General features: G+C 51.1%; 14 protein-coding genes. 5 read left to right on the plus strand and 9 right to left on the minus strand.

Going from position 1 to position 13,596, the window contains the following annotated elements:
- Positions 1 to 89: 89 nt before the first annotated feature.
- From SAR116_RS08610 to galU, 4 genes are all read right to left on the minus strand, one after another.
- Positions 90 to 608: an adenine phosphoribosyltransferase gene (locus SAR116_RS08610; protein WP_013046538.1), complete on the minus strand. Its 519-nt coding sequence runs from the start codon at positions 606 to 608 to the stop codon at positions 90 to 92.
- A complete protein-coding gene (locus tag SAR116_RS08615; RefSeq protein WP_041861344.1) occupies positions 601 to 2,775 on the minus strand; it encodes a malate synthase G in 2,175 nt (724 codons plus the stop codon). Before SAR116_RS08615 ends, SAR116_RS08610 begins: the two co-directional genes overlap by 8 nt.
- 203 nt (positions 2,776 to 2,978) lie before the next feature.
- A complete protein-coding gene (locus SAR116_RS08620; RefSeq protein ID WP_013046540.1) occupies positions 2,979 to 4,370 on the minus strand; it encodes a phosphomannomutase/phosphoglucomutase in 1,392 nt (463 codons plus the stop codon).
- On the minus strand, positions 4,371 to 5,231 hold the full coding sequence (gene galU / locus SAR116_RS08625; protein ID WP_041860870.1) for a UTP--glucose-1-phosphate uridylyltransferase GalU: 861 nt from the start codon (positions 5,229 to 5,231) through the stop codon (positions 4,371 to 4,373). It lies immediately after the preceding gene.
- A gap of 90 nt (positions 5,232 to 5,321) precedes the next feature.
- Here galU and SAR116_RS08630 point away from each other — a divergent pair, with 90 nt between their 5' ends.
- Both SAR116_RS08630 and SAR116_RS08635 read left to right on the plus strand, forming a co-directional pair.
- Entirely contained in the window at positions 5,322 to 5,909 is a 588-nt protein-coding gene (locus SAR116_RS08630) for a D-sedoheptulose-7-phosphate isomerase (RefSeq protein WP_013046542.1), read from the plus strand.
- 81 nt (positions 5,910 to 5,990) lie between these two features.
- The gene (locus SAR116_RS08635) at positions 5,991 to 7,295 is read left to right on the plus strand and encodes a UDP-glucose dehydrogenase family protein (protein ID WP_041861345.1); all 1,305 of its coding nucleotides are present in this window, start codon (positions 5,991 to 5,993) and stop codon (positions 7,293 to 7,295) included.
- Between the two features lie 28 nt (positions 7,296 to 7,323).
- On the opposite strand, the gene SAR116_RS08640 is transcribed toward SAR116_RS08635, so the two are convergent.
- The 3 genes from SAR116_RS08640 to SAR116_RS13730 form a co-directional block, all read right to left on the minus strand.
- The gene (locus SAR116_RS08640; protein WP_013046544.1) at positions 7,324 to 7,752 is read right to left on the minus strand and encodes a hypothetical protein; all 429 of its coding nucleotides are present in this window, start codon (positions 7,750 to 7,752) and stop codon (positions 7,324 to 7,326) included.
- 200 nt (positions 7,753 to 7,952) lie between these two features.
- Complete coding sequence (locus tag SAR116_RS08645; RefSeq protein ID WP_190275435.1) at positions 7,953 to 8,390, minus strand: hypothetical protein; 438 nt, start codon at positions 8,388 to 8,390, stop codon at positions 7,953 to 7,955.
- A 291-nt stretch (positions 8,391 to 8,681) separates the two neighbouring features.
- Positions 8,682 to 8,825 (minus strand): hypothetical protein, encoded by a 144-nt coding sequence (locus SAR116_RS13730; protein ID WP_013046546.1) that lies wholly within the window; start codon positions 8,823 to 8,825, stop codon positions 8,682 to 8,684.
- Positions 8,826 to 9,043: 218 nt separating this feature from the next.
- Here SAR116_RS13730 and SAR116_RS08655 point away from each other — a divergent pair, with 218 nt between their 5' ends.
- Together SAR116_RS08655 and SAR116_RS08660 are read left to right on the plus strand one after the other, a co-directional pair.
- Positions 9,044 to 9,778, plus strand: a complete 735-nt coding sequence (locus SAR116_RS08655; RefSeq protein WP_013046547.1) for an SDR family NAD(P)-dependent oxidoreductase — start codon at positions 9,044 to 9,046, stop codon at positions 9,776 to 9,778.
- Positions 9,775 to 10,509: an SDR family NAD(P)-dependent oxidoreductase gene (locus SAR116_RS08660; RefSeq protein ID WP_013046548.1), complete on the plus strand. Its 735-nt coding sequence runs from the start codon at positions 9,775 to 9,777 to the stop codon at positions 10,507 to 10,509. Before SAR116_RS08655 ends, SAR116_RS08660 begins: the two co-directional genes overlap by 4 nt.
- A 22-nt stretch (positions 10,510 to 10,531) precedes the next feature.
- Here SAR116_RS08660 and SAR116_RS08665 read toward each other — a convergent pair whose 3' ends face one another.
- Positions 10,532 to 11,605, minus strand: a complete 1,074-nt coding sequence (locus SAR116_RS08665; protein ID WP_041861346.1) for a tartrate dehydrogenase — start codon at positions 11,603 to 11,605, stop codon at positions 10,532 to 10,534.
- Between the two features lie 180 nt (positions 11,606 to 11,785).
- Positions 11,786 to 12,061 (minus strand): hypothetical protein, encoded by a 276-nt coding sequence (locus tag SAR116_RS08670; protein WP_013046550.1) that lies wholly within the window; start codon positions 12,059 to 12,061, stop codon positions 11,786 to 11,788.
- A gap of 261 nt (positions 12,062 to 12,322) precedes the next feature.
- On the opposite strand from SAR116_RS08670, the gene SAR116_RS08675 reads away from it, so the two are divergent.
- Positions 12,323 to 13,594, plus strand: coding sequence for a hypothetical protein (locus SAR116_RS08675; protein WP_013046551.1), 1,272 nt, complete (start codon positions 12,323 to 12,325; stop codon positions 13,592 to 13,594).
- Positions 13,595 to 13,596: the final 2 nt, after the last annotated feature.

Raw genomic sequence — 13,596 nt, forward strand, 5'->3', positions numbered from 1 at the left:
ATCTGATAAGAATCGGATATCTGATAAGAATTGGATGGCTGATAAGAAACGGATGGCTGATAGGTATGGTCTAGCTGATCGGTATGGCGCTAGAATTCGTAGCTTTGAAGCGATGCGACAGGAAAAGACAGCTTTTCGCGGGCTTTCAGACCGGTAAGCTCAATCAGACATACGGCGCCAGTCACAGTGCCGCCAGCCATGCTGATCAGATCCCTTGCCGCCAATAGGGTGCCGCCAGTGGCGAGTAGATCGTCGCAGAGAACAATGTTCTTGCCAGCGATGTTACGATCATGCTGAAGCGCCAATGTGGCATTATCATATTCAAGCGCATAGGTGCTTTGATATAGCGTCCCGGGCAATTTGCCAGCTTTGCGAATCATCACGACACCGCAATCAAACCGGGTAGCAATCGGTACCGAAAACAGAAAGCCGCGCGCATCAATGCCAGCGATAAGGTCAGGCTGCATTGGCGCGGCAAGATCGCATAAGGCGTCGGTTGCCTGTTTTAGAATGCGGGGGTCTTCAAGCGCCGGACTTATATCGTAAAAGGTGATGCCCTGTTTCGGGAAGCCCGGCGTCTTTGAAATATACGGATCGAGATTAAGCATCTGCCCGATCACTTAGTTTCTTTTCAAGGCGGCGGCGATGCAATACCGGCTCGGTATAGCCCGAAGGCTGTTCGCGCCCCTGAAATACCAGATCACAGGCAGCTTTGAAAGCGATCGAATTGTCAAAATTGCCCGCCATTGGCGTATAGGCCGGATCGCCTGCATTTTGCTGATCGACGATGGCGGCCATTTCCTGCATTACCTCCATCACCAGCGCATCGTCACAAATGCCATGATGTAGCCAGTTGCTCATATGCTGGGATGAAATGCGCAAGGTTGCGCGGTCTTCCATCAGGCCGACATCATGGATATCGGGCACTTTTGAACAGCCAACGCCCTGATCGATCCAGCGCACAACATAGCCAAGAATGCCCTGGGCGTTATTGCGCAGTTCCTGACGGATATCATCAGCAGACCAGTTTGGTCTTGTGCTGATCGGGATCGACAGAATATCGGCGCGTTTGGCAGGTTCGCGTGTTGCCAGTTTAGCTTGCTGTTCGGCGACATTGACCTGATGATAATGCAATGCGTGTAAAGTAGCGGCGGTGGGTGATGGCACCCATGCACAATTTGCCCCCGCCATCGGATGACCGATTTTCTGTTCCATCATGGCGGCCATCATATCGGGCATTGCCCACATGCCCTTGCCAATCTGGCCACGTCCACCCAAGCCGCAGGCAAGGCCGATATCGACATTCCAGTTTTCATAGGCGGCGATCCATGGCGCCGCTTTCATATCGCTTTTGCGGATCATCGGACCGGCATTCATCGAGGTGTGAATCTCGTCACCGGTGCGGTCGAGGAAACCGGTATTAATAAAGACAACCCGGTTTTTGGCGGCATTGATGCAGGCTTTGAGATTGACCGTTGTACGGCGTTCCTCATCCATGATGCCCATTTTGATGGTGAAAGGCGGCAATCCCAGCACATCTTCAACCGCGGCGAAAATATCATTGGCAAAGGCGACTTCTTCGGGCCCGTGCATTTTCGGCTTCACGATATAAACCGATCCAGCGACCGAATTGCGACGTGCCTGCAAATCTGACATGGCGGCGGCAACGGTGATAAAGGCATCCATGATGCCTTCCGGAATTTCACTGCCGTCAGACAGCATGATCGCCGGATTGGTCATCAGATGGCCGACATTACGCACCAGCATCAATGCGCGTCCGCGCAGGCTGGCGCTTTCGCCATTGGCGGTGACATAGTCGATATCATTATTCAGTTTGCGGACGATGGTCTTGCCGCCCTTTTCAAAGGTGTCTTGAAGGCTACCATTCATCAGGCCGTACCAGTTGCTGTAGGCAACAACTTTATCTTCGGCATCGACAGCGGCGATTGAATCTTCACAATCCATGATCGTTGATAAGGCGGACTCGCCGCGCACATCATTGATGGATGCCGGATCATCCTGACCAATGACGCCATCGGCATCGATCATGATCTGGAAATGCAAACCGTTATTGCACAGAATGACCGATGAAGGGGTTGCCGGATCGCCAGTATAGCCAGCAAAGCCAGCCTTATTAGCAAGCTGGGTTGAGGCGCCCGAGGTAAGCGTTATGTCAAACGCGCCATTGGTGATCACCAGACGTGTGACATCAGACCATGAACCAGACGCCAAAGGCACGGCATCATCAAGCACCTTGCGCACATAGGCGATGACCTTTGCCCCGCGCAGGGGGTTGTAGGCCTTGGTTATGCCATCTTTGTCATCATGCGGGATCACGTCAGTACCATATAGGGCATCATAAAGGCTGCCCCAGCGGGCATTCGCCGCGTTCAACGCGTAGCGGGCATTGGTGATCGGCACGACCAGCTGTGGCCCAGCGATAGATGCGATTTCGGCATCGACATTCGTGGTTTCAACCTGAAAATCGGCGACCTCTGGCACAAGATAGCCAATATCACGCAGAAAGGTCTCATAGGCAGTTGCATCAATAGCACTGCCAGCATGCGTATTATGCCAGGCGTCAATCTGGGTTTGAATCGATTCGCGCTTGGCAAGCAATGCCCGATTACGTGGTGCCAATTCATGAACCGCCTTGTCAAAGCCAGACCAGAAGGCATCAGGTGTCATCAGCCCCTGCTCGGTCAGCATGGTATTTACAAATTGATAAAGCGGGCTGGCAATCGAAAGATGTCCATGCGTATCAAAGGCGATCATCATTATCTCCACATAGAAAGGACAGGTGAAAACAAATGTGCGGTTGCGACCAAAGCGGCGCATCATAGCGTATCCTGTTTGCCATCTGATAGGATAGATTGAGGAAAATATCAATGCCTGCTTGTCTGGTTTGATGGATAAAAGGCATTAGGCCGTTTTTGGTCATCGGCCATGCAGACGCCAAGACAGAAATGTGTCCCAGATTAAATTTTGACCGTCAGATCGGCATGATCCAGTGTTTCACGCAGATCAGCAATCAAACTATCAAGTGCGGTCTGGCTTGACCCTTCGGCGCGGGCAACAAGTGCCGCTTCGGTGTTCGAGGCGCGCACCAACCACCAGCCCGACGCGCTGCGCACACGCACACCATCGACAAGCGAGATGTTCGACATATCATCGCTGCCAAAGCGGGTGCGGGCAAAGCTGGCCAGCGCATCCATTGCGGCGAATTTTTTCGAATCATCGCATTCTATGCGCAATTCGGGGGTCGCAAATTGCGGTGGCAAGCTATCCATGAAAGCGGTGATCGTCTGGCCTGTGCGGTGCATCTGGCTGAGCACGCGCAAGGCAACATAGATGGCATCATCAAAGCCGAAATAATCATCCTTGATAAAGATATGGCCGGACATTTCACCTGCCAGTGGCACATCAAGCTCGGCCATCCGCTTTTTCATATGGCTATGGCCGGTTTTCCAGATTTGCGCATCTGCGCCAGTGGCGGCGATCAGCGACATGGCCATATCGGATGATTTGACATCAAGCAACATCGGCCGGCCTTTATGTTTCGGGGCAATATCCAAGGCCAGATAGGCGGTCAGAAGGTCGCCTGGCACCTGTCTGCCTTTGGCATCGATAAGGCCAATCCGGTCGCCATCGCCATCAAAGCCAATGCCCAGATCGGCATCATGTTCCGCCACCGCGTCGCGGAGCATATCCAAGGTTTCCGGATCAACCGGATTCGGGTGATGGTTCGGAAAGGTACCATCAATCTCGGCAAACAGCACATGATGGGTACCACTAAGCTGGCGGGTAAGCGCATCGGTCACTTCGCCGCTTGCTCCATTACCACAATCCCAGACCGCCGTTACCGCGCCGATATCAGCGCCTTGCAAAATACGCGCGACATAATCATCAAAGATGGATGTTTGACTGCGTTGACCCCCCGCATGACGATCAGGCCCTTTTGCGCTGACAGCGCCAAGATGGTTGATATCTTCGCCAAAAAATACCGCCCCGCCCATAATCATTTTGAAACCGTTATGCGTCGGGGGATTATGACTGCCAGTGACCTGAATCGCGGCGTTGGTGGCCAGCGCCTCATTGGCATAATACAGCATCGGTGTGGGTCCGCATCCAATATCGAAAACCGTTGCCCCGCCTGCAACAAGCCCGTCGATCAGATGGTTGGCCAGAGCTGGTGATGAGAGCCGCCCATCACGCCCAACGGCAATGCGCTTGTCCAGACCGCGCATATCCATGCAGGCGGTAAAAGCCAGACCGATGGCAAAGGCATCAGCATCCGTCAGCGTATGTTCATAAATGCCGCGAATGTCATAGGCACGCAGAATCGATGGATCAAAATGATGTGCGGACATTTAAATACTTTCTTTTACCCATTGGCGTAAATCATCGGCCATATCAGGCCGTTCAAGCGCAAAGGCGATATTGGCCTGCAAAAATCCCAGCTTTGATCCGCAATCAAAACGCTGACCCGAAAAGCGCAAACCAGTGAAAGGGGCTTTGCCAATCTGTTTTGCCAGCGCGTCGGTGAGCTGGATTTCATTACCCGCCCCACGTTCCTGGGTGGCTAATGTGGCAAAAACCTCGGGCTGAATGATATAGCGCCCAACCACGGCCAGCGTCGAGGGTGCCAGATCGGGGGCTGGCTTTTCGACAAGTCCATGTACGTCGATAGAGGTGCCGTTGACTTGGCCTGGCGTTACAATACCATATGATGCCGTTTGCGATGCAGGCACATCCATGACCGCAACCATATTACCGCCGCCGGTGCTGTCATAGGCGGCAACCATTTCGGCAAGGCAGCTTTTGCCCAGAATAAGATCGTCGGCAAGGATGATCGCCACTGGTTCGTCCTTGATGATGTGGCGCGCGCACCAGACAGCATGGCCTAGACCGGCTGGTTCCTGTTGCCGGACATAGATGACCGATCCAGGATCGCGCATCATGTTATGAACGGTGGCCAGCGCCTGATCCTTGCCGCGGGCTTTCAATGTTGTTTCGAGTTCGACACTATGATCGAAATGATCTTCGATGGCGGTCTTGTTGCGACCTGTCACGAAGATAAATTCTTCGATGCCAGCCTCGATGGCCTCTTCAACCGCATATTGAATAAGTGGCTTGTCAACGATTGGCAACATTTCTTTAGGAAGCGCCTTGGTTGCTGGCAGAAACCGTGTGCCAAGTCCGCCGACAGGAAAAATGGCTTTTTTAACCATGTGCTGTCCTTTTTGCCTATCCATCATTGATCCTTATCAAGTATAGGTTCATAACTGAATTAGCAAGTAACAGATTGAGAAGTTGCCTAAATGGCCTATCCAACCGGAACAGATATCAAAGCCGTGCTTCTTGAATCAGCAGCGGTGAAAACAGCAACAGCCAATATGTATGCGGATGCGGTTATTGACGCCGCACTGATGATCGCTGATACCCTAGCACAAGGCGGTAAGCTGATGCTGTGCGGGAATGGTGGTTCGGCTGGCGATGCCCAGCATATCGCCGCTGAATTTGTGGCAACGCTTGATCATCGCCGCCCGCGTGGCGGGTTGGCGGCGTTGGCACTGACCACGGATACGTCTTTTATCACCGCCTATGCGAATGATTTCGGTTTTGAAGGTATTTTTCAACGGCAGGTCGAAGCGCTGGGGCGTGAGGGTGATGTGTTGCTTGGTATTTCAACCAGCGGCAATTCGGCGAATGTGGCGGCGGCTATGGACAGTGCGCGCGGATCAGGCATCAAGACCATTGGCTTTACCGGCGAAGGCGGCGGCAAGCTGGCCCCGCTTAGCGATATGCTGTTTGCCGTGCCAAGCAGAAAAACCATGCATATCCAGGAAGCACATATTGCGCTGGGGCATGTACTGACGATGGCGGTTGAGCAGATTATGGGCTATTAACAAAACCATAATATTAATATGGTAAATGTTAGTCTTGTGAAGTTTGACGCTTGATTGATGATTTTACACGGAGATGGTCTTTTGAGGATTGCTGTCATTGGAACAGGTTATGTCGGGCTGGTATCGGGCGCTTGCTTTTCCGAATTCGGATTTTCTGTGACATGCGTTGATAATGACCAAGCCAAAATCGATCTGATCCAGAATGGTACCATGCCAATTTACGAACCTGGTCTGGAAGATCTTGTGGCGCGTAATGTTGCTGCTAGCCGGTTGCATTTCACCACTGATCTTGGCACCGCCGTTGCCGATGCCGACGCTGTTTTCATCGCTGTGGGCACGCCAACAAGGCGCGGCGATGGCCATGCTGATCTGTCTTTTGTTTATGCGGTGGCACGCGAGATAGCCCCGCATCTTGATGGCTATACGGTTGTGGTGACCAAATCGACGGTGCCGGTTGGCACAGGCCGTGAGGTGTATGACATTGTGGCACAGACGAACCCGCAGGCCGATTTCGACGTGGCATCAAACCCAGAATTTTTGCGTGAAGGCGCAGCGATTAGCGATTTCATGAGGCCAGACCGCGTTGTTGTTGGTACGATGAGCGAACGGGCGCGCACGGTGATCCGGGCGCTGTACCGGCCCTTATATCTGATCGAAACGCCCATTATTTTTACCGAGCTGGAAACATCCGAGTTAATCAAATATGCCAGCAATGCCTTTCTGGCGGTGAAAATTTCCTATATTAATCAGATGGCCGATCTGTGCGAAGCGGTGGGTGCGAATGTGCATGATGTCGCCAAGGGTATGGGGCTGGATAAGCGTATCGGTAATAAATTCCTGCATCCAGGCCCCGGCTATGGTGGTTCGTGTTTTCCCAAGGATACGCTGGCGTTGGTCAAAACCGCCGAACAATATAATATCGATATCGGCATCGTCGATGAAGTCGTGTCCTATAATGACAAGCGCAAAAACGCGATGGCGGGACGGGTGAAAGCCGCGCTGGACGGGGTGGTTGCGGGTAAGGTGATTGCCGTTCTGGGGCTTGCTTTCAAACCCGAAACCGATGATATGCGTGATAGCCCGTCGGTCGATATCATCCGCGAACTTGTTGATGCTGGCGCGCAGATTAAAACCTATGACCCGAAAGCGATGGACGAAGCGCGGCATATGCTGCCTGATAGCGTCAGCTATTGTGCAAGTGCCGGTGCCTGTATTAATGATGCCGATGCCGTTGTCATTGTGACGGAATGGAACGAATTCAGGGCTTTGACAGCCGCCCAATTTATCGCCGCCATGCGTGGCCATGTGCTGGTTGATCTGCGCAATATTTATGATGGCGCACAGATGCGCGATGCCGGGCTGAGCTATTCATCCATCGGCCGCTAAACAACTACCCTTGCCAGCGGCTTTAGGCCTATGCCGTTGTCACAATGGCAATGCCGATCAATATGGCCGCCAATGATGTGCGGGCGATATAAGGAATAGCATTCATGATTTTCGGATTTGGCGGGATGCCTTTTTTGGCGCTCATCGCCAGATGAAAATTCAAAAAGGCAATCACCAGCAACAGAATTGTGGCGCCCAGTAATTTCAGATGAAACGCCCAGCCAAGGTTGAAACTGCCATATATCTGGTTGGTCAGAATAATACCGGTTACCCATAAAATCACTATGGCGACAAGGCCAAGACGTGCCAGTGTCATCATGGTCTGCTGAACAGGTGGGGCAGGAGGCATCTGGGCCTTTTGATGCGCCTTGGCCAGTAGCGCATTGGCAACGCCAAGCCCGCCAGCCAGAAATAACGACAGATAATGAAAAAATTTCAACGCGACAATCAATGACATAGTACCCTCACATTCATTTCTAACAATCATAGTTTAGGATTATTTATTGTGCATGTGAAACTGTATAGAGATGTGGGCTTTGCGCAATGACTATGTCTGGGGCTATGTTTGGGTTTGGGGCTATGTCTGGCCACGCCGGTTGTGCATGATTGCACAGATGACAGGCAAAATGAAGCCGATATAGACAAAAAGAGGACGTGTTATTCTGCGAATGTGGGTGGTTGCTTTACCCTGAAAAGGTAACCTTCCTCGAGTTTGAATAAGAATTCAACACCACCCCACGGCGGATGACGAATCTCAGAACACTCAAATCCGCGATCTATGACCGCATCTCTCAGGTTCGCTAATTCTTTTACGCAAATTACAACTTCTATGCCTTTTCCACCCTCACCAGGTTTAGGTAACAAAAATTCGCTTTGCCCCGACTTGTCTGGTGGTGGAGAGAATAGCATGATGTCGAAATAGGTGGGGTGACGCAATTGCCGCCAACCGGGCTTTTCTTCAATCGGTTTGAAATTAAACACGCTCTCAAAGAGTTCTGCATATTCATCCTGGTTGTTAGTATAAAGTTCAATCTGGATCATTTCACGTTCTTGTTTATCAACAATAGTGTGAACCGATTTTGGGTCTGTCATCATGCGCCTATATGGACGTCGCTCTATGGCAAGGGTTGATTTGCGTGTTTGGACAAGATAGGTTGCAGTTCTATATCCGGCCTGTTGATGCGGAACATTTGCCCGCTGGCCCTGATGGAATCTGCTGATCCGGTCCTTATTCCTCTCGCGGGCTCGTAGCCCTGCACATGATTCAGGTTTACCGGATCATGGTTTGACCCATTTGCCATCACACTATATCGCGCCTTGCGCATCTCTTGACGTGCCATCTCCCTTTGCTGTTAATCCTCAAATTCCATATCTATCAGCCATACCTCAAGCGGGGTGCGCCGTTGGTGGGGCAGGAGGCATCTGGGCCTTTTGATGCGCCTTGGCCAGTAGCGCATTGGCAACGCCAAGCCCGCCTGCCAGAAATAGCGATAGATAATGAAAAAACTTCAGCGCGACAATCAATGACATAAACACCCCCAATAATAGCTGACAATCACATGCGTGGATTAGGTCATGTGGATTGCGGCATAGTGACTATGAAACTGTACAGGGATGCGGGTTTAGTGCAATCACTTAAATGATAAAAGCTAACGCGCCAGATGCCGGGCAGAATATATCTGTCACGGTGGCTTAAAATAATTGTTGGCACAGGCATAGTATGGTTTCGTTTGAAAAGGGAGGTGGTCATGACACGATTTGAACAGAAAAAGGCGTTGGTGACCGGCGCGGCAGGTGGCATCGGATCAGCCATTGTCCGCATGCTGATGGCCGAAGGCGCGCAGGTTGCGGTGGCTGACCGTGCGGTGGCGGGGCTTGATGCCAGCGTGCATCTGCCAGGTGATTTGCTGGATCCTGTCTATAGTGATGGGTTGCCAAAAGCCGCAGAGGCGGCGCTGGGTGGACTTGATATCGTTATTAATAATGCCGGGGTGATTGCCCGCGGCGCTGTAACCGCGACCAGTGATGATGACTGGAACCTATCGCTTGGGGTGAATGTGGAAGCACCTTTTCGCATATGCCGTGCAGCGATTCCTATTCTTGCCGCTACGGGGGGTGGGGCGATTGTCAATACGGCCTCTTGCTGGGGATTGCGGCCAGGGCCAAACCATGCGCTGTACTGCATGACCAAAGCCGCGATGGCGTCACTGACGCAATGTATGGGGATGGATCATGCGCATCAGGGCATTCGGGTGAATGCGGTCTGCCCAAATGAAGTGAACACGCCAATGTTGCGCACCGGCTTTGTCAGCCGCGGATTTGATCCTGATACGGCGCTGGCGTTACTGGATAAGACGGTGCCGATTGGCCGTGTTGCCGAAGCCGAAGACATTGCCGATGTGGTGCTGTTTCTAGCGTCTGATGCCGCCCGTTATATGTGCGGTGCATTGGTCGAGGTCAATGGCGGGAAGGCGGTGGCATGAGACGATTTGACGGGAAAGTCGCGCTGGTCACGGGCGGGCGTAGCGGCATCGGCAAAGCCATTGCCCAGCGTTTGCAGGATGAAGGGGCAAAAGTTTTTACCGCCCAGCGACAGGCAGATGATGTGTTTGACCATATCATCACCGATCTGACCGATGATCAGGCGATAGCCGCCAGCGTTGCCGCGGTGATTGAACAAGGTGGCGGGCTTGATATTCTGGTCAATAATGCGGGGATGATGCAGGAAGCGACAGTCGAGGATATGAGCCTTGATGACTGGCAAGACACTATTATGGTCAATCTGACCGCGCCGTTTCTGCTTATCAAAGCGGCGCTTCCAGCCTTGCGCCAGGCTGGTGGTGCGATCGTCAATATCGGATCGATCGAGGGGCTGGGATCAAACCCCGGTCATGCTGCCTATTGTGCGTCGAAAGCCGGACTGCATGGGCTGACGCGCGCTGTGGCGGTCGATGAGGGCGCAGCGGGCATTCGCTGTAATGCGGTGGCACCAGGCTGGATCGATACCATGCTGAATAATGCGTTCATTGACACGATGGCTGATCCGGCACAATTCAAAGCCGAAATTGGTACTATTCATCCGCTGGGGCGCACCGGGCAACCCGAGGAGGTCGCCGCGCTGGTCGCCTTTCTGGCATCAGATGATGCCAGTTTTATCACCGGCCAGATTTATACCGTCGATGGCGGCCGCATGGCAAAATTAAGCCTGCCATAACCTGTCCAGAGGTTGGCGGCATTCAGCTGTTAAGCTGACGGATGGCATCCAAAACCGCGTCTGTGACCTGTCTGGTGGTTTTGGTGCCGCCCACATCAGGGGTTAATATGCCATCGGCACAGACCTGTTCAATCGCGGTGAAAAGCCGGCTTGCTTCATTGGTCAGGCCAAGATGATCGAGCATCTGTACACCTGTCCAGAAGGTTGCCACCGGATTGGCTATGCCCTTGCCAGTGATGTCAAAGGCAGAGCCGTGGATAGGTTCAAACATCGATGGAAACCGGCCTTCTGGATCAATATTGGCAGTTGGGGCAATGCCGATACTGCCCGCCAGCGCGCCAGCCAGATCAGACAGAATATCGGCATGCAGATTTGTCGCTACGATGGTGTCAAGCGTGTCTGGCTGTAATGTCATCCGCACGGTCATTGCATCTACCAGCATTTTGTCCCATGCCACATCGGGGAATTCGGTAGCGACTTCTGCGGCGATTTCATCCCACATCACCATGCCATGGCGCTGGGCATTGGATTTTGTTACCACGGTGAGGAATTTACGCGGGCGTGTCTGGGCCAGACGGAAGGCATAGCGCATTATGCGAGTCACCCCGACACGGGTGAAGATAGCGACTTCGGTGCCGACCTCTTCGGGCATGCCGCGATGCGCCCGCCCGCCATGACCTGAATATTCACCTTCGGAATTCTCGCGCACAATGACCCAGTCGAGATCGCCAGGACCAGCGTTGCGCAAAGGCGAATCTATGCCCGCGATGATTTTTGTCGGTCGCACATTGGCATATTGGTCGAAGCCCTGACAAATCGGCAGACGCAAGCCCCATAAAGTGACATGATCGGGCACGTCAGGCGCACCAACGGCGCCAAAATAGATGGCATCGAAGGTCTTTAACGTATCAAGCCCATCAGCCGGCATCATTTCGCCATGCCGTTTATAATAATCCGATCCCCAGTCAAAATGCGTAAAGTTCAGATCGATATCACTATTGCGTGCACATACGGCCTGTACAACCTCAATGCCGACAGAAATGACTTCCGGGCCAATACCATCTGCAGGAATGGACGCAATATTGATAGGTTTCATGATCACACTCTTTTGATGCCGCATTCATTATGTTTTACGGTATAGGCGCTTCATGAATTTTTGGCTAGTCGTAGATGATCTGGATGTGCTGCTGGCGGCGTTGCGAACGGTGGTCATCATCCATCGGGCGTGATATTGATCCGTATGATATTGCGCATAAGTGCCTTAAAGATGGCTAGGCTATGCGGTGAATGTGGGCGGTTGCTTTGCTCTGAAAAGACAGCCTTCATTGAGGGTAAAGACAAAATCAGCACCACCCCAAGGTGGATGACGCAGGTCAGAACATGCACATCCGCGATCGATGCTCGCATCTACCGAGACACAATATATATCGGCAAGCTGGTAAGGCACCAGCAAATCAGCATCATTGCTGGCAAAATCAGAGTTGCGTAAAGATATATGCGCCGCGCCCCTATCATGGGAAATAAATGCCTGTTCCACAACATGAGACGTCATTAAACGGCACCCGAACCCCTGTTTCAGAATGACCTGTTCGAAAGGGGTGGAGGCTTGTGCCTTGGAACTCGGTGATTGCTTGATTGTCCAGTGGAACGATCGAAGTCTGGGTGATAATGTCTAGATTATTGGCATTGATTTCATGGTTGTTCTAGTTTTAGCATGTTCATATTATTATTGTTCAAATGATCATTTTTAAAAACCGTTTGTTATTTGGTTGTTAATTATTCGAGTCTCTAAGTTTTAATAAGGTTCAAGTCTATGAAAAGAAGAGACGTTAATATCAAATTAGGATTTACCCTATGTTCGATGGCAATGCCAAACTTCATGTTAAAGGATGCTTTTGCAGCTTTGCCAGGGTCAGTGACCTGGGGCGGAATTTATCTGCTTGAAGATAAACCGGATGTTATGCCTTTTACGCGGCGCGCGTTAGAGATGTCCAAGAATGACAGCCCGACAGGAATTAGTGTAAACAAGACACTTCTTCAGGAAATACGAAATACTGACTGGTCAGGAACAGGTATTAATCTGCGCACAGGTCTCAAAAAAAAGGAGACTCGATACGGTATGGTATTTGGGCTAGCATCAGAAAAAGTGCTGGCTAAAGTTTATTTGCCGAGCATTGATTCAACCCAGTATATTTTGCGTTCATTTGGCTACGCAACAGTTTACGATATCGTTGAACGTAGGATTGTATCCTGTATTGCTGTTAGAGCCAGATATTTTGATAATTTACCCGGCAAGCCTGATCCAGCACAAATGCCAATGTTGTTCTTTAATCTTCTGGCTAATAAAGACCAACCGGGTAGCCTCACCCGTTTCATGGTCAAAGAGGTTAAGGGTTACCCATTTGAAGAAAAATATAAGGGTAAATATTTTCAGGTAGATCCTGTTATTTTTTCGGACTTTGCTCTCGAGAACGCAGCTACCATTGGGATAAACACTGAAAGTTATGGTGATGATACAGGGTTTGCAGTTACAACATCATTTTCTGAAAACTTACGCTCACCTCTTGTTCCATATAGAAAAACGAGTGCGGTAAACCGTGAAATGCTGTCAGAGATGAAAATTGTTTCAGCTTCTGGCGACAGTGCCTTGAATACTGCAATGACGTTGAAGCCAGCTGATTGCGGCATGGAAATAACTCATGAAGGTTGGGAATTTGTAATCACTGCTAGCAGTGATACACGTAATCAGGTTGCCTTGGTAACACGGTTATCGTTCCGCTTTTATGACAAAGATAGTGGCGAAACTTTTTTCAATCAGGGTTATTACGGCAAACAGGAATTTGTAGAATTAAACAACTTTTCTATTGCACGAAAAAGCCGGTTATTCATGCTTCACGAAACAATTATAGATAGGGTGTTTTCTGGAATTTGGTCTGAGGAAATCAGAGGTAAAGTTTTTGATGGTGAAGAAACAAAAACGAAAAGTCAGAATACTTTTATACAAGCTGACGCTGATGACTGGGATATGTTTACAGCTGAAAGCAAACTTGTTCTTGCACGCCTACCGCGGGCATTTGGAAGCTAAGG

This window comes from Candidatus Puniceispirillum marinum IMCC1322 (assembly GCF_000024465.1).
In the GTDB taxonomy this organism is placed as follows: domain Bacteria; phylum Pseudomonadota; class Alphaproteobacteria; order Puniceispirillales; family Puniceispirillaceae; genus Puniceispirillum; species Puniceispirillum marinum.

What these genes read in the sequence shown, in the direction of transcription:
- SAR116_RS08610 (WP_013046538.1), bottom strand. Translation starts at nt 608, where the DNA reads ATGCTTAATCTCGATCCGTATATTTCAAAGACGCCGGGCTTCCCGAAA.
- SAR116_RS08615 (WP_041861344.1), bottom strand. Translation starts at nt 2,775, where the DNA reads ATGATCGCCTTTGATACGCATGGACATCTTTCGATTGCCAGCCCGCTT.
- SAR116_RS08620 (WP_013046540.1), bottom strand. Translation starts at nt 4,370, where the DNA reads ATGTCCGCACATCATTTTGATCCATCGATTCTGCGTGCCTATGACATT.
- galU (WP_041860870.1), bottom strand. Translation starts at nt 5,231, where the DNA reads ATGGTTAAAAAAGCCATTTTTCCTGTCGGCGGACTTGGCACACGGTTT.
- SAR116_RS08630 (WP_013046542.1), top strand. Translation starts at nt 5,322, where the DNA reads ATGGCCTATCCAACCGGAACAGATATCAAAGCCGTGCTTCTTGAATCA.
- SAR116_RS08640 (WP_013046544.1), bottom strand. Translation starts at nt 7,752, where the DNA reads ATGTCATTGATTGTCGCGTTGAAATTTTTTCATTATCTGTCGTTATTT.
- SAR116_RS08645 (WP_190275435.1), bottom strand. Translation starts at nt 8,390, where the DNA reads ATGATGACAGACCCAAAATCGGTTCACACTATTGTTGATAAACAAGAA.
- SAR116_RS13730 (WP_013046546.1), bottom strand. Translation starts at nt 8,825, where the DNA reads ATGTCATTGATTGTCGCGCTGAAGTTTTTTCATTATCTATCGCTATTT.
- SAR116_RS08655 (WP_013046547.1), top strand. Translation starts at nt 9,044, where the DNA reads ATGACACGATTTGAACAGAAAAAGGCGTTGGTGACCGGCGCGGCAGGT.
- SAR116_RS08660 (WP_013046548.1), top strand. Translation starts at nt 9,775, where the DNA reads ATGAGACGATTTGACGGGAAAGTCGCGCTGGTCACGGGCGGGCGTAGC.
- SAR116_RS08665 (WP_041861346.1), bottom strand. Translation starts at nt 11,605, where the DNA reads ATGAAACCTATCAATATTGCGTCCATTCCTGCAGATGGTATTGGCCCG.
- SAR116_RS08670 (WP_013046550.1), bottom strand. Translation starts at nt 12,061, where the DNA reads ATGACGTCTCATGTTGTGGAACAGGCATTTATTTCCCATGATAGGGGC.
- SAR116_RS08675 (WP_013046551.1), top strand. Translation starts at nt 12,323, where the DNA reads ATGAAAAGAAGAGACGTTAATATCAAATTAGGATTTACCCTATGTTCG.